The sequence below is a fragment of the Neptuniibacter sp. PT8_73 genome, from assembly GCF_047778045.1.
Classification (GTDB): Bacteria; Pseudomonadota; Gammaproteobacteria; order Pseudomonadales; family Balneatricaceae; genus Neptuniibacter.
Genome location: NZ_CP180545.1, coordinates 2,864,300 through 2,885,684, shown reverse-complemented (window position 1 = coordinate 2,885,684; position 21,385 = coordinate 2,864,300). Strand labels below are relative to the sequence as shown.

At 43.1% G+C, this 21,385-nt stretch carries 20 protein-coding genes; 9 read left to right on the top strand and 11 right to left on the bottom strand.

Going from position 1 to position 21,385, the window contains the following annotated elements; translation table 11 throughout:
* Window positions 1-171: 171 nt before the first annotated feature.
* Window positions 172-822 (top strand): class I SAM-dependent methyltransferase, encoded by a 651-nt coding sequence (locus ACMXYN_RS12965; RefSeq protein ID WP_415892183.1) that lies wholly within the window; start codon window positions 172-174, stop codon window positions 820-822.
* Window positions 823-852: 30 nt separating this feature from the next.
* On the opposite strand, the gene ACMXYN_RS12960 is transcribed toward ACMXYN_RS12965, so the two are convergent.
* The 4 genes from ACMXYN_RS12960 to ACMXYN_RS12945 form a co-directional block, all read right to left on the bottom strand.
* Entirely contained in the window at window positions 853-2,172 is a 1,320-nt protein-coding gene (locus tag ACMXYN_RS12960; RefSeq protein WP_415892182.1) for a sigma 54-interacting transcriptional regulator, read from the bottom strand.
* A complete protein-coding gene (locus ACMXYN_RS12955; RefSeq protein WP_415892181.1) occupies window positions 2,169-2,660 on the bottom strand; it encodes a hypothetical protein in 492 nt (163 codons plus the stop codon). Before ACMXYN_RS12955 ends, ACMXYN_RS12960 begins: the two co-directional genes overlap by 4 nt.
* Window positions 2,653-4,062, bottom strand: a complete 1,410-nt coding sequence (locus tag ACMXYN_RS12950) for a sensor histidine kinase (protein WP_415892180.1) — start codon at window positions 4,060-4,062, stop codon at window positions 2,653-2,655. Before ACMXYN_RS12950 ends, ACMXYN_RS12955 begins: the two co-directional genes overlap by 8 nt.
* A gap of 266 nt (window positions 4,063-4,328) precedes the next feature.
* Complete coding sequence (locus tag ACMXYN_RS12945) at window positions 4,329-4,658, bottom strand: EF-hand domain-containing protein (protein ID WP_415892179.1); 330 nt, start codon at window positions 4,656-4,658, stop codon at window positions 4,329-4,331.
* A gap of 405 nt (window positions 4,659-5,063) precedes the next feature.
* Here ACMXYN_RS12945 and ACMXYN_RS12940 point away from each other — a divergent pair, with 405 nt between their 5' ends.
* Window positions 5,064-5,876, top strand: coding sequence for a formylglycine-generating enzyme family protein (locus ACMXYN_RS12940; RefSeq protein WP_415892178.1), 813 nt, complete (start codon window positions 5,064-5,066; stop codon window positions 5,874-5,876).
* A gap of 66 nt (window positions 5,877-5,942) precedes the next feature.
* Here ACMXYN_RS12940 and ACMXYN_RS12935 read toward each other — a convergent pair whose 3' ends face one another.
* Complete coding sequence (locus ACMXYN_RS12935) at window positions 5,943-6,536, bottom strand: TetR/AcrR family transcriptional regulator (RefSeq protein WP_415892177.1); 594 nt, start codon at window positions 6,534-6,536, stop codon at window positions 5,943-5,945.
* Between the two features lie 64 nt (window positions 6,537-6,600).
* On the opposite strand from ACMXYN_RS12935, the gene ACMXYN_RS12930 reads away from it, so the two are divergent.
* Window positions 6,601-7,608 carry a hypothetical protein gene (locus ACMXYN_RS12930; RefSeq protein ID WP_415892176.1) on the top strand — a complete coding sequence of 336 codons (1,008 nt, stop codon included), beginning with the start codon at window positions 6,601-6,603 and terminating at the stop codon, window positions 7,606-7,608.
* Here the strand turns inward: ACMXYN_RS12930 and ACMXYN_RS12925 are convergent.
* Both ACMXYN_RS12925 and ACMXYN_RS12920 read right to left on the bottom strand, forming a co-directional pair.
* On the bottom strand, window positions 7,598-8,329 hold the full coding sequence (locus ACMXYN_RS12925) for a DnaJ domain-containing protein (RefSeq protein WP_415892175.1): 732 nt from the start codon (window positions 8,327-8,329) through the stop codon (window positions 7,598-7,600). The genes ACMXYN_RS12930 and ACMXYN_RS12925 overlap by 11 nt on opposite strands.
* 49 nt (window positions 8,330-8,378) lie before the next feature.
* Window positions 8,379-9,080 (bottom strand): VWA domain-containing protein, encoded by a 702-nt coding sequence (locus tag ACMXYN_RS12920; RefSeq protein ID WP_415892174.1) that lies wholly within the window; start codon window positions 9,078-9,080, stop codon window positions 8,379-8,381.
* Window positions 9,081-9,249: 169 nt separating this feature from the next.
* Here ACMXYN_RS12920 and ACMXYN_RS12915 point away from each other — a divergent pair, with 169 nt between their 5' ends.
* Together ACMXYN_RS12915 and ACMXYN_RS12910 are read left to right on the top strand one after the other, a co-directional pair.
* Complete coding sequence (locus tag ACMXYN_RS12915) at window positions 9,250-10,989, top strand: hypothetical protein (protein ID WP_415892173.1); 1,740 nt, start codon at window positions 9,250-9,252, stop codon at window positions 10,987-10,989.
* Between the two features lie 314 nt (window positions 10,990-11,303).
* A complete protein-coding gene (locus ACMXYN_RS12910) occupies window positions 11,304-12,053 on the top strand; it encodes a substrate-binding periplasmic protein (protein ID WP_415892172.1) in 750 nt (249 codons plus the stop codon).
* Window positions 12,054-12,128: 75 nt separating this feature from the next.
* Here ACMXYN_RS12910 and ACMXYN_RS12905 read toward each other — a convergent pair whose 3' ends face one another.
* Window positions 12,129-13,877 (bottom strand): lysophospholipid acyltransferase family protein, encoded by a 1,749-nt coding sequence (locus ACMXYN_RS12905; protein ID WP_415892171.1) that lies wholly within the window; start codon window positions 13,875-13,877, stop codon window positions 12,129-12,131.
* Between the two features lie 421 nt (window positions 13,878-14,298).
* On the opposite strand from ACMXYN_RS12905, the gene dinB reads away from it, so the two are divergent.
* From dinB to ACMXYN_RS12890, 3 genes are all read left to right on the top strand, one after another.
* Window positions 14,299-15,363, top strand: a complete 1,065-nt coding sequence (dinB, locus tag ACMXYN_RS12900) for a DNA polymerase IV (RefSeq protein WP_415892170.1) — start codon at window positions 14,299-14,301, stop codon at window positions 15,361-15,363.
* A gap of 71 nt (window positions 15,364-15,434) precedes the next feature.
* Window positions 15,435-16,001, top strand: coding sequence for a nucleoside deaminase (locus ACMXYN_RS12895; protein WP_415892169.1), 567 nt, complete (start codon window positions 15,435-15,437; stop codon window positions 15,999-16,001).
* An 88-nt stretch (window positions 16,002-16,089) separates the two neighbouring features.
* On the top strand, window positions 16,090-17,643 hold the full coding sequence (locus ACMXYN_RS12890) for a SulP family inorganic anion transporter (RefSeq protein WP_415892168.1): 1,554 nt from the start codon (window positions 16,090-16,092) through the stop codon (window positions 17,641-17,643).
* Window positions 17,644-17,724: 81 nt separating this feature from the next.
* Here the strand turns inward: ACMXYN_RS12890 and ACMXYN_RS12885 are convergent, their stop codons facing one another.
* Window positions 17,725-18,063, bottom strand: a complete 339-nt coding sequence (locus tag ACMXYN_RS12885) for a HopJ type III effector protein (RefSeq protein WP_415892167.1) — start codon at window positions 18,061-18,063, stop codon at window positions 17,725-17,727.
* 215 nt (window positions 18,064-18,278) lie between these two features.
* On the opposite strand from ACMXYN_RS12885, the gene ACMXYN_RS12880 reads away from it, so the two are divergent.
* On the top strand, window positions 18,279-18,542 hold the full coding sequence (locus ACMXYN_RS12880; RefSeq protein WP_415892166.1) for a hypothetical protein: 264 nt from the start codon (window positions 18,279-18,281) through the stop codon (window positions 18,540-18,542).
* A gap of 50 nt (window positions 18,543-18,592) precedes the next feature.
* On the opposite strand, the gene ACMXYN_RS12875 is transcribed toward ACMXYN_RS12880, so the two are convergent.
* Entirely contained in the window at window positions 18,593-18,838 is a 246-nt protein-coding gene (locus ACMXYN_RS12875; protein WP_415892165.1) for a TIGR02647 family protein, read from the bottom strand.
* Between the two features lie 252 nt (window positions 18,839-19,090).
* Complete coding sequence (gene metG / locus ACMXYN_RS12870; protein WP_415892164.1) at window positions 19,091-21,136, bottom strand: methionine--tRNA ligase; 2,046 nt, start codon at window positions 21,134-21,136, stop codon at window positions 19,091-19,093.
* Between the last annotated feature and the right edge of the window lie 249 nt (window positions 21,137-21,385).

Sequence of the window (21,385 nt, the reverse complement as noted above, 5' to 3'; positions counted from 1 at the left end):
GATTCAGTAATAAAATATAGTTGAGAATTTTGAGGTTTGTAGAAATTGAAGGACTTCATCGGCGCAATCAAACCTTTGAGGGTTAATCCAGAAATGACTGACTTTTACATGGTCGGGCATCTACGTTATTTTGAAGGCCGCGTTTTAAAATAGCCCAAAGGAAAGGGATAGATGAACAAGCCTGTGAATAAAACAGAGTCGGACAAGTTTTGGGATGGCGTTGCTGCCAAGTATTCGCAAAAAGCAGTTCCCAATGAAGCGATGTATCAAAAGAAATTAAAGGAAACGCAAAGTTACTTTTCTTCTGATATGCGTGTGGTTGAGTTTGGCTGCGGTACAGGTACGACTGCTATCCATCATGCGCCATTTGTTGGGCAGATTGATGCCATAGATATCTCCGAAAATATGTTGGAGATTGGGCGAGAAAGAGCGCACCAAGCAGGTGTAGGGAATGTCGATTTTCATCTGGGGACATTACATGATTTCAATGCTGAGACTGAAAGCGTTGATGCGGTTTTGGGCTTAAATGTGATTCATTTGATTCCCAATTGGCAAGCGGTGATAGCTGAAGTCGCTAGAATCTTAAAACCAGGTGGCGTTTTTGTGAGTAGTACCGGTTGTTTGGGCGGTTCTTATATGCGCTTTCTTAAATTGGTTGTACCAGTGGGTAAGTGCTTCGGATTAATGCCTGATCTATTCGTGATCACGGAAGATGAATTGGCCGATGAGATTAAAGCCGCTGGCTTTAGCATTGAGAGCCAATGGCATTATGGCCATACAGATATGGAAGTGTTTATCATCGCACGTAAGAATGCTCTTTAATCACTAAACCAAAGAGCATCCTTTGTCTGATTAAGCTTTGTAATCCGCAGCTTCTATACCATGTTTTTTCAATAGCTTATAAAGGTCAGTACGATTCCTTCCCGCTATTTTTGCCGCTTGAGAAACATTGCCTTCGGTAATCTGTAATACCTTTCTGAGATAACGCTTTTCAAAATCAGCACGGGCGTCGTTAAAGTTCTGAATCACCTGATCCTGATTGACCAAAGCTCGATTTACGGCGCTATCAGATATGACCGGTGTTGTGCTTAATGCCGTTACCTTCTCGATCACATTCTCTAATTGACGGACATTGCCGGGCCACGCTGATTGAGCTAGAACCTGAAGTGCATCTGAGGAGATATTTTTTACCTTGGGGTTATGCTTCGCTGCTGCTTGCTCAACAAAGTAGCGAGCTAAAGGTGGAATATCTTCAGGTCGTTCAGCAAGCGGTGGTAAATGAAGATTCACCACGTTAAGGCGGTAGAACAGATCCTCTCGGAACTGTTGCTCTTGCATCGCCACTTCTAGATCGCGATGAGTTGCAGAGATGACACGCACATCGACAGGAATTGTGTCGGTAGAACCCACTGGTCGAATTTGTCTTTCTTGTAGAACGCGCAAGAGCTTAACTTGAAGAGATAGCGGCATATCGCCAATCTCATCCAGAAACAAAGTGCCGCCGTTAGCCGCTTGGAAAAGACCTTCGTGTTTACTTACTGCTCCAGTAAAGGCGCCTTTGGCGTGACCAAACAGTTCGGATTCCAAAAGCTGTTCAGGCAATGCGCCACAGTTAATCGCAATAAACGGTTTTTTATGGCGTGGACTTGCTTGATGGATTGCGTTGGCTAATAGCTCTTTACCACTACCACTGGGGCCTGTAACGAGCACACTGACATCGGAGCCTGCGATCTGTTCTGCTTCCTGAAGCAAGCTCTCCATAATTGGGCTGCGACAGATAATGTCTTTACGCCATGTACTATCGGATCGACTTGTACCCGCAAGGGCTGCATTAATCGTTTCTAATAGCTGGTCTCGGTCGATAGGCTTGGTCAGAAAGCCAAACACACCTTGTTGAGTTGCCGTTACTGCTTCTGGGATTGAGCCGTGAGCAGTAATTATGATGACTGGCAGCTGCGGAGAGCGTTGTTGCAGCTGTTGGAAAAGGGCAAGGCCATCCATACCTTCCATGCGAAGGTCAGTGATGACTAGATCGATCTGGTCATCGAGGATCTCGAGAGCTTGTTCAGCGCTCTCCGCACAACTGATTTTAAATCCGCTAGCCTCTAACCGCATTGAAAGTAGTTTTAGTAGAGATGCATCATCATCTACCAATAATACGTGAGGGGTCATTCCTGTACCTCACGCTCATTGTTTAGATCGGTTTCAATCTGGGTAAGCGCATCGATTTTAACCTGCAGGTTTCGATTCTCTTCTAACAAATTATCTTGCTCCGCTCGCATCCATAGCAACGCGGTTGCGAACTGGTTACGAATATCTAAGTAACGATCCCCAGGGCAGGATGGGTGAGGGTAGAGCACAATTTTAGAAAAATTACGTTTGGCTTGCTGTAATTGCTCTGTTGAAGAAAGCGGTGTTGATAGAAGTAGAGCTAAGAGGGCGCTGTCTTTACTGCGAATGGCTCGCTGCATGATGCTGCTGCGCTGATCAGGCTTCTGTAAAAAGCGGCTTTCAATTCCTTGTAACTGATCAAGTCGTGTTTCGTTGATACGACAGATTGGCTTCTCTGTTACTTCTGGTTCAGGCATAGGTGATTTTGTCGGTACAAATTCACACCCTTGAAGAAACAGTAACAAGATAAGTGGAGCGTATTTAATCATGGGTATTAAGCTCTTTAACTGGCAGGCTGACACGGAAGCTGACAAAGCTATCCTGATTGCTATGTAATGTGACGTGGGCACCTAATGAGTCTGCGGCATCTCTAACAATACTCAATCCGATACCGGAGCCTTTAACAGGTCCAATGCGTCGATTTTGGCCTTGGTAGAACGGTGTAAATAGGTGTGGAATATCTTCATCTGGAATGATAGGGCCGTCGTTACCCACTTCTATAACTAGATAGTCTGCTTGTATGTTGGTGCTAACCAGCAAGCGACCACTGGATCTTCCATAGAGCGCCGCGTTTGATATCAGGTTGCCGATAATACGGATAAGCATTGCTCGGTCAGTAAACCATTCGATATCTTCTTGTGGCAGCTGTACCTGCATCTTCTTTTGTTCGAGCAATAGCTTAAAAGGCTCAATCGCTTCGTTAATAACCGGCAGTATATGTACTTGATGGAAGTTAACCGGTTCATTCTGATTTAATCGGCTGTAGTCCAAGAGTTGCTCAATCAAAGACTGTAATTGACGTGAGTTGGTCTGCAGCAGATTAGCCACTTCAAGTTGGCTGGTATTAAGTTCGCCAATAACCTGTTCTGCTAGAAGATCAGATCCTTCACGCAGCGTGGTCAACGGGGTTTTTAATTCGTGAGACATATGGCGTAAAAAACGCTGTTTCTCGTTTTCTACTTCGGCTAGTTGTTCAGTTAGCCAATCAAGCTGCCTATCTAACTCGACTAACTCATCCGGTCCGCCGACTTTGGCACCGATATATTCTTCGCCGGTACCCAATGCTTGTAAACGCGCGGCAATCCGGTTAACAGGACGGATAATTTTAAAACTGAAAAAAAGGATTAACAGGGCTTCTAAGCCGAGAAGAACAATCGCCAAGGTGCTTAATTTAGTCTGTGTTGTTTGCGCGGTTTCGTTAAGCGCTTGTAAGCGCTGATCTAAGACTAAGTCGATCTGTTCGTTAACCACACGGGTGAGGCTGAGTAGTGAATTAGCCTCAATAGGGTGAGCGCGTTCGATACCTTCGAGTAATTCAGTGATCTCGTTAGCTTTATTCTGCTCATTAAGAAGGAAGCTATGGATCATCAATGCTTGCCTGTATTCCGACAAATACTGATTTAAACGTTGTTGAATTTCAGGCTTAGCCAGAATTTGGTATTGCCTTGCAGAGCGGGTGATATCTTCGGCTAATCGTTCGAGTTGTTGGCCTCTACGCGTAACCTCTAAAGCTTGTTGCGCGAGCACACGGCCTTGCGCCGACTGTTCTACAAGAGCGTCAGTAGCGTAAAAAATGAGGATGCCGAAAGGTGTTACGACAACCAAAAAAGATAGAAGTACCAGCTGCTTCAATGAGCTGAGTCGCCAAGGTTGGCGAGCCGATTTGGTCATTAAACAATCATAGTTAAACAAGTGTATGAGTATTATCCATCAATTACGCCTTAATTGGGTAGTCTCCATTCTATTAGAGTGATGGCTTAGGTTTTTAGGGCTGGCCGGGATCATCCTGATCACCGGCCGTGTCAAAACAGAGCTGGCGGCTATGTTTGTGGACATGGATGCTCTGAATCAACTTGTTACCTGCTAGTATTCGACTAACTGAGCTGAGGCTGTCTCGGAATCAGTGGGGCTAGCCTTATACCAACAAGTGAACCCCTTTAAACGAATAGTTTCTTAGAAACTACGTAAGACGGTGTCGCCTTAACTTGTAGTTGTGAAAACTCATCCGGGCTTAGAAAACCATCTTTGTTGGCATCAATTTTATTGAAGCCTTTTACCAGCGCTGGAGAAACCTGCGCTTCCTGAGGGCTAACTTTGCCATCTTTGTTTTCATCTAGTTTTTCGAAAATGCTTGTTGCTTTTGGTGCTTCTTGAGTCATCACTTCAGGTTGAACGTCCTTAACAACTTCAGCAGGTTTAGTTTCTTCAGCAAAAGCGATTGTAGAAACACAAAGCATGGACGCTAGAGTAAGTGCTACAGATTTCATATTTTTCTCCTTAACGAAATAGATCGGGTAATAACAAAAATTTTAAATTCGCTAGGGATATATCAAGTGGTGTGCCACTTTTTAAAAGTCCATATAAAACAATTAGTTATAATGTTTATTCTGGGTTTTGTATTTTGGCAGTTAAAAAAAGGGCCGAAAAGGAGTGATAACTGTCGCCAATAAGAGACAGTGGTCTGGTTGTTAATTATTCAAACTTAATAAAATCAATGGGTTATGTGGTTCCTTTTTAGAGACAGCGAGTAAAAAAGTATGTGATCAGTACTACGTCGGAGAAAATAATTCTGCTCATGTTGAAACTATCTGATGAGTTTCTGCTCTACCTTTAGAAGGTTAGATACCTTTGTCGCTTGATAAAGATAAGAATGTATAAGCAGGGGAAAGGGCATGAATAAGAACATGTGCTGCGTAGCAGTGTTGCTCAGTGGTTTTACTTCTGGCGTATTCGCAGAATCCAGTAAAATCCAGATTGATGCAGGTAAGTTTCAGATGGGCTGTTCACAGGGAGATAGTGACTGTGAAAATGATGAAGGAAAGCCCGGAGGCATTGCTGTTCACGTGCCAACTTTCTTGATTGATAAACATGAAGTAACGGTAGATGAGTATCAAGCATGTATTGATGCAGGAAATTGCCAACGGGCAAAAGACCATAAACGAAATCAGTATTGTAATTTAGGTGCAGAGGGGCGAGGGAACCACCCGATTAACTGTGTAGATTGGCAGCAGGCTTTAGATTTTTGCCAAACTAAAGGTGGCCGTTTACCTTTTGAAGCGGAATGGGAAAAAGCGGCGCGGGCAAATACGCTTTTACGCTATCCGTGGGGCCAAGAAGTAAGTTGTAAACATGCCATTCTTGATGACGGAAAAACGATGGGATCGGTCCCTAATGAACCTGACGGTTGCGGCGAAGATCGTACTTGGCCAATAGGTAGTCACTCTGAAAACACTTATGGCTTACATGATATGCATGGTAATGCCGGTGAATGGACGATGAATTGGTATGCTAAAAATGGCCTTGAACGCTATGCGAATGGAGATCTGTTTGGCCCAGATCAGGGGCGTCAACGTGTGGTTCGTGGTGGCTCTTGGGATGAGAATAAAGCTAATTTGCGTAGTTCATTCCGTAATGTGAAACCGCCGGTAAGTGGTAGAAGCGTTTATGGATCGATAGGTTTCCGTTGTGCGTATAACGTGAATTAACAGAGGATTTATAGAAATAAAAAAGCACCGATGTACGGTGCTTTTTTATTAAATAGCGAGTCATTACTAATGGCACGGGCTATGAAGTGCCTTGAGCATATTTGTAATGACCGCATCATATTTAGACTGATCTGGACGCTTGCTACTTAAAACACGCAGCCCCCAAATATTCGTCATTAAATAGGTTGCGAGATCTTCAGGGGATTGCTGTTTATCTAGCAACCCTTGTACTTGAGCTTGAGTCAGAGCCTTAGTAAAGTAGGTCTCAACCTGGCTTAGGTAGCCGCCCACGCGTTCTCTGATCTCATCATCTTCTGTAGCCAGTTCTAGCATTGTATTAACCATTAGGCAGCCTTTGCCAAGACGGTCATTTGCTAGATCATCACAGAAACATTTAAAAAACTGTTCGATTCCTTTCAGCGGTGTTTCAGCATCTTCCATCACGCTTGAAACGCGATTAAGACTGCGCGCAGCATAGGTATCTATAACTTCTAAAAACAAACCACGTTTGCTTTGAAATGCACCGTATAGTGATCCCGGTTTTAGTTTGGTCGCATTTACTAGGTCGGTTACCGATGTGGCACTGTAACCTGTTCTCCAGAAAACATTCATTGCTTTCTCTAAGACATCAGTACGATCAAACTCTGCTGGCCTAGCCATATTTTGCCCTCCTTGTTCTATTATCTTATTATCATTATTCGAACCGCATCTCGCAATAGTTAATATGATAACCGGTAAATACTTCTCATTTCTTCCTTTTTTTGCAGTTTTTTTTACGGTCACCACGCTAACGGGTTGCCAGAAAAAGCCTTCAGAACTCAGTTCTGAAGAAGGTCCTTTGTTCCGCCGTGGTGTCGTTTATATGACAGACCAAGGGCTCAGTTTTAAGCCCTGCTATGTTAACAAACGTGAGTCGATCAATGATTATACCGGCCGATTGAAGCGAAAACTGGATAATTCCATGGAGCCAGCTTTTTATGCAGAGATGAGTGGCTCTCATATAGCGCCTGGTGAGCCTTGGAAGGTTTATCAGGTACATTTGATTGGTGGTAATCAATCAACTTGTAGTTATGAACTGCCTGGTAATGAATATCGCGCTGCCGGTGATCGGCCATTATGGATAGCGGATGTTCGTGATGATGGTATACATGTGAAAAGATATGATCGTCTGAAACAACTCGTGTTTCCGTTAAACGACCCTATTCAATTGGGTGGCAGTACAGAGTGGGATAGTGAGTTAAAGGGCATAAGAAATCATAGCCTTACTTTAAAAATTGAGCGTTTAAGTTGTAAGGATCGCTATGGAATCGAATATGAATTTACTGCTCAAATGGTGTTAAATGGAACGGTCTATGAAGGCTGTGCTAGGCAAGGAAAGTTGGATCTCAGAACACTACCTGGCTTATATGGAGTCGAGCTACCCGGATTAAGGTCGCAAGGGCGTTATATTTCTTTAGAGTTATCGAGTGATCATCAAGCGGTTTTGACTCAAGATTATCGTAATCGTCAGCCGTTAATTGTTCAAAAGGGCTCTTGGCAGTTGATGAAAAATGGCCGAGTTGTTATTCATTTTGTAGATATTGACGGCCGCGAAGATAATGAAATTCTAATATTTGAGAAAGATAAAAAGGGCGGTTTGCTGCTTAAGGGGTATAGTCCTACATTTGGACATTCAGGGTTCCGGTTAGAAAGAGCCGGTCCCGAACGTCTGTATCGAAAATTTAATCGTTAATCAGAACATCTTTGGCCTGATTTATCTGTGCTGCAAGATAATCGCTACCACCGCGGTCTGGGTGCACCTTCTGCATTAACTTACGGTGCGCGGCGATAATCTCTTCTTTACTGCTATTAGGTGAGATACCTAAAATATCGAATGCTTCTTGGCGGCTCATCGTCCCATAATGGGAGTGAGTATTAGAACTGTCGTTATGCGGGATATCATCTTCGCGCCAACTATCGCCAAAACGCTTATCTAAGTAGGTTGTTAATAAACGAGTCGATTCTCCATCATGCTCACGGCAGTATTGCAGCAATTGCATAAACTCTTGCTCGCTTAAGTCGCCTAGTTCTTTTCCTTGCAGCGGTCCTTGCTTAACTGTGCCATACATCACGCCTGAATCATGATCTAAACGCATAGACAAAATTTTTGTTTCCACTTTCGAAACGTTGCCTGAGCTCGCTTGGCTCTTTCGTTTTTTATACAAGTAATTGAAGAAAGGGAGAAAGCGAATAAATAGAGGAAAGAGCCTACGGGCAAAGGGTAATAACCCTGCTGCCACGGCTGCAATCCAGTGAAGGCGCCCCGTCAAAGCCATCAACAGAACGAATGTTGAGGCAATGACTAAAATAATAGCGATAACTGCTCGTGAGCGTGTTGCCGGTTTAAGTGTCTTCAGCCAAAAGAAAACCAGAAAACCTAATCCGGCTAACACTACTAAACTAATTGGATTCACATTGTACCTTTACTGATTCTAACAATTCACAATGACTAAGTTGTCTATGTTACCGTAACTGCTCAAGTAGATGTTTTGCTGCGTACCCTTTATTTTCGATATAGCGTTTAAATGCTGGTTTACCTTGGCTGGCATAAATCGCAACGGCAATCAAAAGTTGCTTTAACAATTCTGAACTATGATGATCGAAGTGGTGATAAGCGCCTCCTGATAGATGAGCTATAGCGGTAAATGCTTGCCTTGCACGACAGTCAGCCCCTTCCTGAAAAATAAAGACGGGTGTTTTGAGTAACCCCAGTTGGCCAGCGAGAGAAGTCAGCTTATCGGTACTTTCCTCCTGACTATCGCCGATATAGATAATCGCTTTGACTTCTTGTTTTCGCGTTTCGTTTATACCTAATTGAAGTACCTTCTGTATTTGAGTATGACCAGCGGAACAAGAGACCCTCTCCATTATTTGGCTGAGTTGAGCAGGTTGATTGATCCATTGGCTATGATGGAATTCTTGATAACCCCGAAAATAACAAAGCATAACGGCAAGGTTTCCGACTTCGCTGGTAGCTGAAAACATCTGGTTTTGCAGATGACAGGCATGATCCCATGTCGCTTGGCGACTGGCTGTTGCATCTAAGGCGAATAAGATACGTCCCTGAGCATCAGCGTTTATGGGCGCGAGCTCATTGGCAAGCTGAATGAATTCATCCAGTTCTTTCTTAGAGGAGACTGTTGCTAGGTCCTTATCTTTCTTCATATGAAGCCAATCTTGTAGTCAAAAATGTTAAACCTATTACAAAAACTATCTATATCAGATGCTTACTCTAATTCTTAGTAAGAATTATTCCTATTTTCCTCTGAGACTAACGACAGTTTGAATCAGTTCAGTTAAGATCTAAAAAAATTTATAAAAGGAGTTTTGTAAGGTGCGTAATGTCATTATAGCCGGTGCCGTTGTAGCAGCCGGTGCAGTTGGCTACATCCTAACCCAACAAGATGGTGGTATTACCGCCACGTCTAAATCTCCATTGGCATATGTGCCTGCCGACACGGTTTTCTTTTCAGGCCAGTTAGAACCATTTCCGCTTAAAAATTATCTCCAGTCTACAAGTTCACTTCAGGCAAAAGCGCCTCAGGAGCTGCTAGATGCATTAGACGATGAAACAGACCCGAAAAAACGTTTCTTTTCCAGTCTGATTAAAGCTTACTTTGAAGCGGCGGGTTCACCTGCAGAGTTCCAAAAAACATTTGGTTTGCCAGATGAGTTGAGAATGTATGTCTACGCAGTAGGCTTTATTCCAGTTATTCGCTATGAAGTAACAGATGCCCAAGGTTTATGGGCTGCGTTAGACAAAGCAGAGCAAGACAGTGGTTTTAAACATGAACTGCGCACTTCTGGCGAATTACAATACCGTGCTTACACACTAGAAAATAATGAAAAGGGTGAGAAGTTCGAAGTACTTGTCGCCTTCGAAGATGGTTGGGCTACTTGGACCATCAATACGCATGTAAATGATGCTAAAACAATTGATATTGCTTTAGCTCAGGCAGAACCAGCGCAGTCGCTACAACAGGCTGGTACTGTCGAGCAGATAGCAACGCAGCATGGCTTTATTAAGAACTATATCTCTTACATCGATCATCAGCAGCTAGTGACCGCATTTACCACTGAAAACGGTAATACATTGGCAAGCATGTTGACTCAAGCTATGACTGCGGAAGGGGAACCTGATGGTTTGGCTGATGTGCGTAATCCTGAATGTCAGTCTGAAATGGCTGCTATTGCGGCTAATTGGCCACGTACTGTAATCGGTGCTCGTAGCGCTGATGATATTCAAATCACACCAGAGCGCAGCTTTATGCGTGTTTCAACAGTTGTTGAAAGCAAGAATAAAGTCGTGATGGACGCGCTAGCTTCTCTTCAAGGTTATATCCCATCATACCTAAATGATGCTCAGGTATTTGGTTTGGGTGTAGGCCTTGATGCCAATAAGCTAGGTACTGGTTTGTCTTCTATTTGGAGCAATATGCTAGAACCTACCTATAAATGTGCGCCATTAGCTGAGATGCAAGCGGGTGTTCAACAAGCTAACCCAGCAGCTTTAGCGATGTTTACCGGTATGGCTCAAGGTGTCAAAGGTGTAGGTGCTGCAATTCAAGACTTTAGCTTGAAGACTGAAGGTTTTGCTCCTCAGCTTGAGTCTTTGCAAGGGATTGTATCTTTGTCTGCCGACAATCCAAAAGTACTGTTTGATATGGCGAAGTCTTTTGCTCCGCCTCTAGCGGCTATCCAGTTACCAGCAGATGGTTCTGCTATTGATCTGTCGACTATGGTCCCAATGCCTCCTGAAGTAAACGTTAAGCCTATGCTAGCTCTTAAAGGTCAGCACTTGGTTATCTTCGCAGGTGAAAGTGGTAAGGCTCTTGCAGATACGTTGGGTTCAGAACAGATCTCGGGTAATGGATTGTTGAATTTCTCAATGGACTATAAAAAGATGCTAACGCCGTTGTTGCCAGTTATGGAGATGGCTGCTGACCCAGAACTCACTGAGCAGATGGAAACGCTTAAAAATATGGATATGAAAGTTAAATTGGCGTTAAACCTTAAGCCTCAGGGTATTGAATTGAATACTGAGATGGATGTAAAAGCTCCTACGCAAAAGTAACTTCAATTCTTTAGCTTTAATCCAACTAAAAACCGCTTAGTAGCTTCTACTAAGCGGTTTTTTTTATTTATCCAGCTAGACTTAGTTTTAAACCATCAAAGTTAAGCCTTTGGATTTTACTGAGTAGATTTTTGAGAGAGTTGTGTAGGATGCGGGTATCTCTACAAAAGTTTTTAAGTCAGATTTTAATATTTGCTACGGTATCCATTGGAAATCTTTATTGCTCCGCAAGTTTTGCGTCTACGGAGTTACGTACAATCCCACCTCAATCTGATTTTGATGTTAGTCATAACTATTTTGTGACTTTGCTACAGATGATGTTAGACAACACCTCTTCTGAGTACGGCCACAGTAATGTGTCGCATGTTGTTAGGATGGAGCAGGGCCGAGCTTTTTACGAATTGAAAAGAGGAGAGATCATAGATGTCTATTGGGCGGGTACCTCTATTGTTCGCGAGGAAGAGTTCACCGCTATTAGAATTCCTCTCTTGAAGGGCTTGCTAGGTTATCGACTCAGTATTATCCGTGAAGATTCTAGGTCTAACTTCCAAGAAATAAGAAGCCTAGAGGATTTGAGAAAGTACACCGCTTGCCAAGGAAGACATTGGCCCGATTCTGATATTTTGGAAAGTGCAGGGATTGCTGTAAGGCGAGGGCCAATATATGAACTTATGTTTGGTCAGCTAGCAGCAGGGCGTTGCGATTTTTTTCCTCGGGGTATTCACGAGGGGGGTCCAGAGTTAACAGCTCGTCGTGAGAAATATCCTAATCTACGCTTGTTCTCTGACACGATTGTTTATTATCCATTTCCAATGTACTTCTTTGTCCGCAAAGGCAATATCGAGTTAGCGAAACGATTGGAGCTAGGGCTGGAAAGGGCCATTAATTCAGGAGAGTTTGACCAACTACTTGAGACACATCCTATTACGTCTACGTTATTCCCATTAACTCAGTGGGGTGAAAAAAATATCATCGCGATCAGCAATCCTTTGCTTCCGAGAGATACACCTGTTACCAATAGTCGCTATTGGATTAGGCCTGATGACCTAAAGGCCGGTCGATAGCCGAATTTAGACGCTTAATTGTGGTTTACACCTTTAAAGTTTATAGAGCGTAAACGAAACTACTCAGGCTTTCTATTACTCACCAATATAGCGTTTATATTTCTTTTCTTTAACGTAGTTTATATCAACTAAAACCAACCCATCGATACAGTAGTTAAAGTCAGGATCGACACCGAAACCTAGGAAACGAACGCCACCTTCGGTACACAGATCACTATATTGTTTATACAGCGTTGGGACGTTTACACCCATAAACTCTAATTGCTCTTTTAGGATACTGAAGTCACTTTTGTAACTGTTTCCATCGAAGAGGCTTCTCATATGTTCTTCAGTAATTTCATCAATTCCATATGGGGAAACGGAGCTAGCGAGGTTCTCGCTATCTTCAAAGTAATGACGATAAAACCAAACCAACATATCTTTAGCAGCCTTAGGATAATTATTGCTTAGGCTGACTGGGCCAAACATATATCGAATTTCGGGGTGTTTACGAAGGTATGCACCAATCCCATACCAGAGATAATCTAAGCTACGTTTGCCCCAATATTTCGGTTGTACAAAACTACGACCGAGTTCGATACCTTGTGAGAAATAGGGCTGCATATCATTGTTATATTGGAACAGATCGCTGCTGTAGAGCGTCTTTTCAGGTTGCTCTTTCAGCTTAGCAGCTTCTGCTAATCGGTAAGCCCCAACAATTTCCAGCTCTTCTTCATCCCAGAGGATGATGTGGCGGTAGTACTGATCATAGTGATCGAGATCTTTTTTTGCGCCAGTGCCTTCACCAACACAGCGGAAGGCTATCTCTCTTAAACGACCAAGTTCATGCATCACTGCAGAATCTTTAATAAAGTCGAATAAGTAGATCTTCTTGCCGTCAGCGGTTTCGCCGAGTAGTTCAGCATCGCGCAGTTCTTGTTTGATGCTTTGGCGGTCTTGAGGGTGTGCGATGGTTTTCTCTGTGATAAAAAGCGGCTTCTTATTTTTGGCGATTCTGTAAAGATGCTTTTTAAGCAGCTTAGTTTTTTCTGCTGTGGATACTGGTACGGCATCGATTTGGCTATATGGAATAGCTTCGCCAACTTTTATCTTGATCGTCACTGAGTATTGTTTGAACATCTCTCGGGCCAGCATGATGGTAGAGAAGTTCTTATTAAGATAAGAGACACTATAGAAAAGCGGTGAGTTCTTACCACCAATAAACACCGGAAGGATTGGCGCATTGGCTTTGCGAGCAATACGTAGAAAACCACTGTTCCATTTATCGTCTTTTATACCTGTAATCCCTGCACGTGAAACTTCACCGGCAGGGAAGACTATTACAGCTTGTTCTTGTCGTAGGGCATCAACAATACCCTCGATGTTTTTCTTACGTGTATTCCCTTTTAAGTTATCAACAGGCAGGAATAGATTGCTGATAGGGTCAAAGTTCATTAAAACATCGTTAGCGACAATTTTTACATCTCTACGAACTTCACCAACCAGTTTTAGCAGTGATAAACCATCGAGTGCACCAAGTGGGTGATTAGCAATGATCACTACTCGTCCAGACGAGGGGATGTTGGCCCGATCATGATTACTGATGCTGTAACCAAAGTTGAAGTAATCCAAGACCCGATCAATAAATTCAAAACCATGGGCATCTTTGTTTTTGGCTAAGAAGGTATTGATCTCTTTTTCATGAACCAACTTGCGCAGCATATGAAGCGCTGAACGCTTAAAAGGTGTAGGTTTAGCGTCAAAGTCAGGAAATTTATTAATAACCGCTTGTTCTACATTTAGAACAGGCGACTCTGGCTGGGAAGTATTTTCACGTATGTTCATAACGTAAAAATATATAGAGGGAGTATGACCAACCTTTGACGATCGTTTTACGGTTTTATGACAGAGTGTTAGTCGCCCCCAGTGTCATTTTCTTTCATTGCTTTGGTCCAAAGGTCGCCATCTTCTTTTCTACGACCACTACATTGCCGCCTATCAGGATTGTCTGGTTCAAACCTGATTTCTGCTCGCCTGTCCTTGAGTTCTCGCCTGTCTTTCCCTGAACGGGTGTTGGAACCGTGAGGATCGTTATCCATGAGAATTCTCGGGTTTAGTTTAAGGAGGAATTCTGGGTAGTTGAATAGAGGAAGAGAGAGAGCTACCCAGAATTCCTAAAGCCTTTAATCTTCAGCTTAGCAAAGAATTTTGATTTTTCGATGAAATGAAAATAATATAACTGTATAAATAAACAGTATTTGTTTTTATGCAACGAAAAATTATTCATTGTGACTGTGATTGCTTTTTTGCTGCGGTTGAGATGAGAGATAACCCAGCACTGAAGCAAATACCTATGGCGATTGGTGGTGACCCCTCCCGTCGTGGGGTCATCGCAACCTGTAATTATCCTGCCCGTGAATATGGGGTGCGTTCGGCTATGGCGACCGCTCAGGCACTTAAATTGTGCCCTGATCTCACCGTCTTACATGGCAACATGGATAAGTACCGTGAAGCTTCTCGACAGATTATGGATATCTTTCGAGATTATACCGATATCATTGAGCCGTTATCTCTTGATGAGGCTTTCTTGGATGTCTCTGGCACAGAATTGTGTCAGGGAAGTGCAACTTATATTGCCGAAGAGATCCGTCATAGGGTTAAAGAAACGGTTGGTATTACTATCTCTGCAGGTGTTGCCCCGAATAAATTTATTGCCAAAATTGCCAGTGATTGGAATAAGCCTGATGGTTTATATGTCGTCCAACCTGCTCAAATAACCGAATTTTTAGATGACTTATCGGTAGATAAGATTTCTGGGGTGGGTAAGAAAACCGCGGAAAAACTCGGTTCGATGGGTATTTCGACCTGTTTAGATCTTCGAAAACGCTCTTTAGCTGAGTTGGTTGAGCGCTTTGGAATATTTGGTAAGCGTTTGTTTGAGCTCGCTAGAGGCATTGATGATAGACCTGTACAGACCAGCCGGATTAGAAAATCGATCAGTGTTGAGCATACTTATGCAAATGATCTGGGTGATGTGGAAGCTTGTTTAGATAAACTGCCGGCCTTATTAGAGGAGTTAGCAGAAAGGTTTGAAAAGCACGGCAAGGATAAACAAATTTCAGGCGTGATCGTAAAGGTTAAATTTTTTGATTTCATCCAAACTACGGCTGAGCATGCCGTCGCCATCCCCGATTTAGCTCATTTTCGCCAACTGTTGATTGATGCATTTAACCGAGGAGGGCGGCCTGTGCGATTACTTGGTGTCGGTTATAAATTAAAACCTTTGCTAGATCAGCAACCTAAGCAATTAAATCTACTCGACCTTGCTTAATTAGACCTTTTGCTCTGATTTAATCCATACTAGGTAACATAATTCTGCAGATGGATATGCCTAGGGCCGATATGTCTGATAGTGAAGTAAACATCGATAATTTAAGGATACGTTTAGCCACTTATAGCCATGAATACAGATGTGGCATGGAAGGTTGGGCGCTACGTTGTTGCCAATTGGCGATGGATGCCTCTGATAAGGGTAATTATGGTGTTGGGGCTCTACTGATAAGTCGAGAAGGCGATATCTTGGCGGAAGCGGGCAATCAGGTTTTCTCTATAGGTTTTAATTCTTCTGCCCATGCTGAGATGTGCGTGATCGATGAGTTTGAACGTGTATATCCAAATTATTCTGCTAGATCAGGCCTCATGTTACTGACATCCTTAGAACCTTGTCCTATGTGTTGTGCCCGAATACTCGCTGCGGGCATTGGTCGGGTAAGGTATCTGGCTACAGATAAAGATGGCGGTATGATGTCGCATTGCGATAGATTGCCTTATGCATGGAAAAATCTCTCTGAATTGATTGATATTCAAGAAGTTAAAGATCTTCCAGAGCTTTCAAAATTAGCTGCCGATATTGCATCCGCGAACATTTCTTTACTACGAAAAAAACTATTAGGGATTATTCGTCCTTGATTCCTGAAATTAGCCATTGCTTTTGATATACTCGCGCGCTTTTACACGGTCTGGTCAAAAAAGAACCAGTGTCTACCCGAGGTGATAAATGATCCAATTGCTTGTGTCTAAGACACAATCGCTAAAAAGCGACCTACTTTCAGGTTTGACAGTGGCTTTGGCGCTGGTACCTGAAGCTGTAGCTTTTGCGTTTGTTGCTGGTGTTGAGCCATTAGTTGGCTTATATGCAGCGTTTATGGTCGGACTGATTACCGCCACTATTGGTGGGCGACCAGGTATGATTTCTGGTGCTACTGGTGCTTTGGCGGTAGTGATGGTTAGCCTTGTGGCAATGCATGGGGTTGAATATCTCTTCGCCACCGTCGTGTTAATGGGGGTATTCCAGATTTTGGCTGGTATCTTCCGCTTGGGCAAGTTTATCCGTTTAGTACCTCATCCGGTAATGCTTGGTTTTGTAAATGGCTTGGCAATCGTTATTTTCCTTGCTCAGATGAAACAGTTCCAGTTCTCTGACGCTGAAGGTAACCTGCAGTGGCTGCAGGGTGAGCAGATGATGCTAATGCTGGGATTGATTGCCTTAACTATGGCAATTATTCACTTCTTACCTAAGATCACGCGAATTATTCCTTCCTCGCTTGCTGCGATTGTCACAGTAACGTTATTGGTGATAGGTCTAGACCTAGATGCTCGTACGGTACAAGATGTACTTGCAGATATGACGGGTAACCCCGCAGCAACTATCGCTGGTGGCTTCCCAGAGTTCCATATTCCGATGGTTCCAATCAATTTGGAAACCCTTAAGATTATCGTTCCTTATGCGTTGATCTTAGCTGCGATCGGTTTGATTGAGTCTCTACTAACTTTGACCTTGATTGACGAGATCACTGAAACGCGTGGTCGAGGCAACAAAGAGTGTATTGGCCAAGGTGTTGCTAACGTAGCGACTGGTTTCTTTGGCGGTATGGGCGGTTGTGCCATGATCGGTCAGAGTATGATTAACATCAACTCGGGCGGATTAGGCCGTGCTTCGGGTATCTCTGCGGCGCTATTCCTTCTGGCTTTTATTTTGGTTGGCTCAAACTTGATCGAAATTATTCCGGTGGCGGCCCTTGTCGGTGTTATGTTTATCGTAGTAATTGGCACTTTTGAGTGGGCGAGTCTGCGTTTATGGGGCAAAATTCCTCGTTCTGATCTGATTGTTGTTATTGCGGTAACAGGTGTGACTGTATGGCAAGACCTAGCAGTTGCAGTAATTGTTGGTGTGATTATTTCAGCGCTAGTATTTGCTTGGAAACACGCAAGTAATATGGCCTTTGAAGTACGTGAAGAGTACGACACTAAGGTTTATCAGCCTAACGGCCCGCTATTCTTTGCATCAATTCAGACATTCCGTGATCAGTTTAATCCCAAGATGGATCCACCTGAGGTGATCGTCGATTTTGCGAATTGCCGAGTTATGGATCATTCAGGTATCGAAGCAATTGATTCTTTAGCTGAGCGGTATGAAAAAGCAGGTAAAGAGCTTCACCTACGTCATCTAAGTCCAGAGTGCCGTGCGCTAATGAAAAAAGCGGGTAATCTGGTTGAAGTAAATGTGATTGAAGATCCGAAATACAAAGTTGCTGACGACAGTCTTGCTTAAACCTGTATCTTAGTTTTATGTGATCTACAAAAAAGCCGGTATTCATTGAATACCGGCTTTTATACTTTTATAGCTTTGTCATTACTTTGCAGTTAGAGCAATACCATCAAAGCTAATACCTTCCCAGCCTGTTTGCATGAAGTTACGGATATTACCGTGATCATCACCTTCAGGTGTATTTAATACATCTTGGTAGAAACGGCCGAAGCAGCGAAGCGTTTTTTCTTGATCCAAACTGTTTAGCTGTGCGAAAGCGAATATCTTACAGCTACCTTCGTTTTGTCCTACTTCGTTACGTACGTCACCGTTAGTGAAAGCAGTTGGGGAAAATTCATAGTTATCAGCGATTACTTGAATTGTATCTTCAAAATCTAGTTGCTCGTTATTTCCCAGTTGCTGCAGAAATTCATTCAGGGTCATATTTATGCCTTTAATTCAGGTGTTGTCTGCTGGTGGATATTAGAGTGCTGCTTAATTTTTGCAATAGTTTGATCTCAATCAGCTAGGGTCGATCTTTATATGTTCAAACGGAATGCTATGGCTAATTTAACTTACACTCAAAATAGATAAAACGGTTTCAGAATGGGTTCGCATCGAGAGTGAACTTACTAGCCTAAATAAGGGATGAGGGTGTTATGTTAACTTATAAAGAATGTTTAGAGATGAGTGGTCTAACTGCAGACGAAGTAGATGCAATTGCTGAACATGAACATGTTGATCCGATCATTGCGATGGCGATGGGCAATTATCTGGTCGAGCATCAAGGTGAGCAGAGAATTAAGCGGATCATCTTAGATGATATTACTAAAGCTGAAAGGCATGGCGATGAGGAACATGCAGCTGTACTACGTAGAGTAATGGAGCACTTTATAGCGACTCATCCAGATGCTGGTCTGTGAGCTATTTTCTCAAAAAAATAAAGGGCCGAGAGGCCCTTTATTTATGTCAACTATAAGCGACTTTCAGTGAGCAGAATGGTCAATAGCGTTTGGCTGTTTTCAGCTGCGTCGTGCCCTAATGGCGTTAAATATCCACCGTCGGTTTGTGTGACTAAACCTTTATCAAATAGGCGCTGTGTCGCTGAGATAATCTCTGGTTTTGCGGATGAATGAACTTTAATACCTTCTTGCGTTGTATCTAGGTTAAACATATTTAATACGTTCAATTCTTGCATGATCTCTTCGTTATACGGCATATTTGCTCCTGAAAAAAATCGTCGGTATCTAAGGGGTATTAGCCAAGTATTGTTGTTTTGCAAAAGACCTTATCCAACAGCATAGACCTTCTTGCTTTGAAATATAACCCATTAATTTCTATGAGAAAGCATTTCGCTGCTAATGTGCTGTTGTGAATGGATACAGTTTGAAGAGGGGGTGGACTATTAAAGGCGAGAACGATCTTTTAAAACTGGAATAAAAAAGGGGCAGAAAATCTGCCCCTTCGCGAATTACTTAATGCGCATACCTGGTTGCGCGCCGTCGTCAGGGTTGAGGATCCATAGATCTTCACCACCTGGGCCTGCTGCTAGAACCATCCCTTCGGAAACACCGAATTTCATCTTTCTAGGCGCTAAGTTAGCAACCATCACTGTTAGTTTGCCTTCTAGATCTTCAGGAGCATACGCGGATTTAATGCCTGCAAAGACATTACGCGTTTCACCGCCTAGATCTAGTGTGAGCTGTAGAAGCTTATTCGCACCTTTTACATGTTCTGCTTTGGCAATGCGTACAACACGTAGATCAACCTTTGCAAAGTCCGGGAACTCAATTGTGTCGGCAATTGGCTCATCAGCCAACGGGCCTGCTTCAGCTTTTGCGCTTTGCTCTGTCACTGCGGCAAGTGCGGCCAAGACTTCTTTAGTCTCGTCGATAATTGCGTTTACTTTCTCTTCTTCAACACGCTGCATCAACGGTTTGAATTTGTTGATCTTGTGGTTAAGTAGAGGTGCCTCGATAGCATCCCACGCCATGTTCTCAACATTTAGGAAAGCTTGCGCTTCTTCAGCTACTTGCGGAAGTACAGGCGCAAGATAAGTCAGAATAACACGGAATAAGTTGATGCCCATAGAACAGCAATCTTGAACCGCTTGTTCTTGACCTTCTTGTTTAGCAAGCACCCAAGGTTCTGCGTTATCGATGTATTGGTTAGCTTTATCAGCAAGCGCCATAATTTCACGCATCGCTTTACCGAATTCGCGGTTCTCGTATGCGTTAGCGATGCTTTCACCTGAAGCTACAGCTTCTTGGTATAGCGCTGGTTCAGATAGCTCTTGTGCCATTTCGCCATCGAATTTCTTCTTGATAAAGCCAGCACAGCGAGAAGCGATGTTGATAACTTTGTTGACCAAGTCCGCGTTTACACGCATACGGAAGTCTTCAAGGTTAAGGTCGATATCATCGATGCCTGAACTTAACTTAGCTGCAAAGTAGTAGCGTAGGTATTCAGGGCGTAGATGTTTCAGGTAGGTCTCAGCCATGATAAACGTGCCGCGAGACTTGGACATCTTTTGACCGTCAACGGTTAAGAATCCGTGACAGAATACGCCTGTTGGCTTACGGAAGCCTGCACCTTCTAGCATTGCTGGCCAGAATAGGGTGTGGAAGTAAGCGATGTCTTTACCGATAAAGTGATAAAGCTCAGTTTCCGAAGACTCAGACCAGTACTCATCAAAGTCGACACCGTTCTTATCACACCAGTTTTTAAAGCTGGCCATGTAACCGATAGGTGCATCAAGCCATACGTAGAAGTATTTGCCCGGAGCATCTGGAATTTCGAAACCCCAGTATGGTGCATCACGGGAGATATCCCAGTTTTGTAGGCCTGATTCAAACCACTCATTCAGTTTATGAATCATCTGTTCCTGAACGTGGTTATCTACCCAGTTACGTAGGAACGATTCGAAATCACCTAATTTGAAGAAGTAGTGCTCAGACTCTTTCTCAATTGGTTTCGCACCAGAAACAGCTGAGTATGCATTTTTCAGTTCAACAGGGCTGTAAGTAGCACCACATTTTTCACAGGAATCGCCATACTGATCTGGTTCGCCGCATTTAGGGCAATCGCCCTTAACGAAACGATCAGGAAGAAACATCTCTTTTTCAGGATCATACGCCTGAGTGATAGTCTTTTTAGCGATATGACCGCCATCACGCAAAGCCGTGTAGATCTTAGAGGAGAAGTGCTGGTTTTCAGGAGAATGGGTAGAGTGATAGTTATCAAAACCAACCATAAAGCCAGAGAAGTCACGCTGGTGCTCTTCGCTTACTTTATCGATCAATTCTTGCGGTGAAATACCCATTTGATCCGCTTTAAGCATGATTGGCGTTCCGTGAGCATCATCAGCACAAACATATGTACATTGATGACCACGTTGCTTCTGAAAGCGAACCCAGATATCAGTCTGGATGTATTCCACTAAATGGCCAAGGTGGATAGGGCCATTGGCATAAGGAAGTGCGCTGGTTACAAGAATTTTGCGTTTGCTGTCAGTCATGATCTGCCTGAAAACCTAAAATCATTAAAAAATAGACCGCAGATTCTACGCGCTTTGGCTGATTTTATGAACAGTTAAAAACTCGCTATTGGATGAAGATCACTTATTTGTTTGTAAGCAAATTTGGGGGAGTAAATATCAGAGCGGTGCTTGCGTAAAATTAATAGATAATGAGCAAATTAAGTTTTTATTTGAATAGTTTTAATACAGTTGTTTCATTTCTGGACAATAAGCAAATACCAAACTAGA

Excerpts from the sequence above, each read along its gene's own strand:
- ACMXYN_RS12885 (WP_415892167.1), bottom strand. The coding sequence starts at position 18,063 with ATGACCCTGAATGAATTTCTGCAGCAACTGGGAAATAACGAGCAACTA.
- ACMXYN_RS12955 (WP_415892181.1), bottom strand. The coding sequence starts at position 2,660 with ATGATTAAATACGCTCCACTTATCTTGTTACTGTTTCTTCAAGGGTGT.
- ACMXYN_RS12880 (WP_415892166.1), top strand. The coding sequence starts at position 18,279 with ATGTTAACTTATAAAGAATGTTTAGAGATGAGTGGTCTAACTGCAGAC.
- ACMXYN_RS12935 (WP_415892177.1), bottom strand. The coding sequence starts at position 6,536 with ATGGCTAGGCCAGCAGAGTTTGATCGTACTGATGTCTTAGAGAAAGCA.
- ACMXYN_RS12930 (WP_415892176.1), top strand. The coding sequence starts at position 6,601 with ATGATAACCGGTAAATACTTCTCATTTCTTCCTTTTTTTGCAGTTTTT.
- ACMXYN_RS12920 (WP_415892174.1), bottom strand. The coding sequence starts at position 9,080 with ATGAAGAAAGATAAGGACCTAGCAACAGTCTCCTCTAAGAAAGAACTG.
- ACMXYN_RS12910 (WP_415892172.1), top strand. The coding sequence starts at position 11,304 with ATGATGTTAGACAACACCTCTTCTGAGTACGGCCACAGTAATGTGTCG.
- metG (WP_415892164.1), bottom strand. The coding sequence starts at position 21,136 with ATGACTGACAGCAAACGCAAAATTCTTGTAACCAGCGCACTTCCTTAT.
- ACMXYN_RS12960 (WP_415892182.1), bottom strand. The coding sequence starts at position 2,172 with ATGACCCCTCACGTATTATTGGTAGATGATGATGCATCTCTACTAAAA.
- ACMXYN_RS12965 (WP_415892183.1), top strand. The coding sequence starts at position 172 with ATGAACAAGCCTGTGAATAAAACAGAGTCGGACAAGTTTTGGGATGGC.
- ACMXYN_RS12895 (WP_415892169.1), top strand. The coding sequence starts at position 15,435 with ATGTCTGATAGTGAAGTAAACATCGATAATTTAAGGATACGTTTAGCC.
- ACMXYN_RS12945 (WP_415892179.1), bottom strand. The coding sequence starts at position 4,658 with ATGAAATCTGTAGCACTTACTCTAGCGTCCATGCTTTGTGTTTCTACA.
- ACMXYN_RS12950 (WP_415892180.1), bottom strand. The coding sequence starts at position 4,062 with ATGACCAAATCGGCTCGCCAACCTTGGCGACTCAGCTCATTGAAGCAG.
- dinB (WP_415892170.1), top strand. The coding sequence starts at position 14,299 with ATGCAACGAAAAATTATTCATTGTGACTGTGATTGCTTTTTTGCTGCG.
- ACMXYN_RS12875 (WP_415892165.1), bottom strand. The coding sequence starts at position 18,838 with ATGCCGTATAACGAAGAGATCATGCAAGAATTGAACGTATTAAATATG.
- ACMXYN_RS12890 (WP_415892168.1), top strand. The coding sequence starts at position 16,090 with ATGATCCAATTGCTTGTGTCTAAGACACAATCGCTAAAAAGCGACCTA.
- ACMXYN_RS12905 (WP_415892171.1), bottom strand. The coding sequence starts at position 13,877 with ATGAACATACGTGAAAATACTTCCCAGCCAGAGTCGCCTGTTCTAAAT.
- ACMXYN_RS12940 (WP_415892178.1), top strand. The coding sequence starts at position 5,064 with ATGAATAAGAACATGTGCTGCGTAGCAGTGTTGCTCAGTGGTTTTACT.